Below are 1,373 nucleotides of genomic sequence, written 5' to 3'. Positions count from 1 at the left end.
CGGTGGTTCCGTACAGCGTAATTCCGATCAGCAGGGCACCGAGGACGCTCACTCCGATTGCCAGGGGCGTGGCAGCGGCGGCAAAGGCACTCGGGACCGCCGCGCGATCGGTTGCGTCGACCACATCGTTCTCGGCGGACACAGCCTCGCTCACCGCCTGATCCAAGCGACCCGATACCCGGAGCTCGGCGGAATGGTCGAGGGCGGTCACCGCGGACTCACTGAATCGCGCTGCGGCAGCAGAACTGTCGGCCTCGGCGAGTCGAGCAGCACGAGCCGACAGCCAGGGTGCCGCGATCCCGGACACCGCCAGCGCAACGGCCAGAATGAGCGCGGCCGGAACCGAGATGAACAACAGGATTCCCACCGCAGCAAACGCGAGGACAATCGAGACCGCAATCGGGATCAGTGCTTTGACGACGACGTCGCCCAGTGCATCCACGTCGGCGCCCGTACGTGAGAGCAGGTCACCGCGTCGTAGTCCGGCTGCTGCCGCGGGATCTCCTGCGGCCAACTGCTGGTAGATCCTCGATCGCGCCGCGGTGGTTCCGCGCAACGCGACGTCGTGCGTCGTCAATCGTTCGAGATAGCGGAAGACACCACGCGAGATCCCCAATGCTCGTACGGCAACCACCGCAACACTGAGGTCGAGAACGGGAGGCATCTCCCAGGCCCGCGTGATCAACCATGCGGACAGCGCGGCCAAGGCGAGTGCGCTACCGAGTGTCGCCACACCGGCGGCGACCGCCGTCAGAACGCGTCGTGGCCGAAGTTCCAGTAGCCGCAGAGCACGCAGGAGCGGATCGTGAGTATCACTTCTCATGAGCGTGTACCTCGACAATCCGGTCAGCCGCGGCGAGCACACTCGGACGGTGGCCGATCACGACCACGGTGTCGCCGCGCTCCGCCCGTGCTCTCAGAGAAGCCAACACTGTGCCTTCCGAATCGGAGTCGAGGTGAGCGGTGGGTTCGTCCAGGACAAGAACTGCGCGGTCCGAGGCAAGCACGCGTGTCAGTGCTAGGCGCTGCCGCTGCCCCAACGACAGACCAGTACCGCCGACGCCGATCACGGTCTCGACGCCCGCAGGCAGCTCGGCCAGTACCGCGTCGAATCCCGTCGCAACAGCGGCGCGGGTCAGTGCTTGCGCATCGACGACCCCGGTGAGATCGAGATTTTCACGAACGGTGCCGGGTAGGAGGACCGGATGCTGGGGAAGCCAGGCCAACTGACTCCACCACGCGTGCTCGTCCAGGTCTCGGACATCGACGCCGGCGACCGTCACACGCCCACTGCTCGGTTCGATCAACCCGAGCAGCGCGTGCACTGCCGTCGACTTGCCGCAGCCGTTGGGACCGGTGAGCACAGTGATCGC

Annotated in this window: 2 protein-coding genes; both read right to left on the bottom strand. The window is 66.1% G+C overall.

Annotation, left to right across the window (positions count from 1 at the left end; all coding sequences use genetic code 11):
• On the bottom strand, positions 1-823 hold an 823-nt coding region (locus A2J01_RS34625; RefSeq protein WP_269455355.1), incomplete at its 3' end, for an ABC transporter transmembrane domain-containing protein.
• A partial coding sequence (locus tag A2J01_RS34620; protein ID WP_156519490.1) for an ATP-binding cassette domain-containing protein occupies positions 813-1,373 on the bottom strand: 561 nt, incomplete at its 5' end. The genes A2J01_RS34625 and A2J01_RS34620, both read right to left, overlap by 11 nt.

The organism is Rhodococcus sp. EPR-134 (genome assembly GCF_001647205.1).
Taxonomy (GTDB): Bacteria; Actinomycetota; Actinomycetes; order Mycobacteriales; family Mycobacteriaceae; genus Rhodococcus_F; species Rhodococcus_F qingshengii.
The sequence above is the reverse complement of the archived record's forward strand: the minus strand, read 5'-3'. Positions and strand labels throughout refer to the sequence as shown.